Annotated in this window: 1 pseudogene; it reads left to right on the top strand. The window is 42.2% G+C overall.

Annotated features, from left to right (window positions below):
* Positions 1-709: pseudogene (locus ACFINU_RS10230) on the top strand (adhesin); the annotation flags it as partial.

The raw sequence follows: 709 nt of genomic DNA, 5'->3' as shown, positions 1-709 counted from the left end.
TTGTCGATGTAAGAGACAGTATCCTTGTTAAGCAAGAAGAAGAGGTGACGTTAAGTCGTAGTTTCCGTGCGGGGGGATCGGGTGTTATCACCATAGGTAAGGCAGCAGGCGGTACTGAAATCAGTGTTTTAAACAAAGACGGTAAGGAACGGACAATCACCGGTGTGAGTGCTGGAACACTCTCAGAAAGCTCAACGGATGCGGTTAATGGCTCGCAGCTTTTTACAACCAATAAAAATGTTACTACAGTAACAAATGATTTGAAAACAGTAGCTGAGAATACATCAAAATATTTAGGCGGTAAGGCGGATGTTTTGAAGGGAACACAGCCAACTTATACAGTTAAGGGCAAGGACTATAATGATGTTGGTTCTGCTTTTGCTGGGGTTGATAGTTCTCTCACGGATATACAGAAAGAAGTTACTGAAAACATTGGTCAGAATGCGTTGATGTGGAGTGATGATGAGGGTGCGTTTGTGGCTCATCATGGAAAAAAAGAAGATGTGAAAAGCAACAGCAAGATTAAGTATCTTGCGAATGGAGACATTTCTAAAGACTCAAGTGATGCGGTTAATGGCTCACAGCTTTATTCCATGAATAAGACAATTGCGACATATTTTGGTGGTGGCGCTGGCTATGATGATGATGGAAACTGGACTGCTCCAAGTTTCAAGGTTAAGACTGTTAAGGAAGATGGCAAGGATGAAGA

The sequence above is a fragment of the Bartonella sp. AC130YNZD genome (assembly GCF_042196865.1).
In the GTDB taxonomy this organism is placed as follows: Bacteria; Pseudomonadota; Alphaproteobacteria; order Rhizobiales; family Rhizobiaceae; genus Bartonella.
Note: the sequence above shows the minus strand (reverse complement) of the source record. Positions and strands in the feature narration are given on the sequence as shown.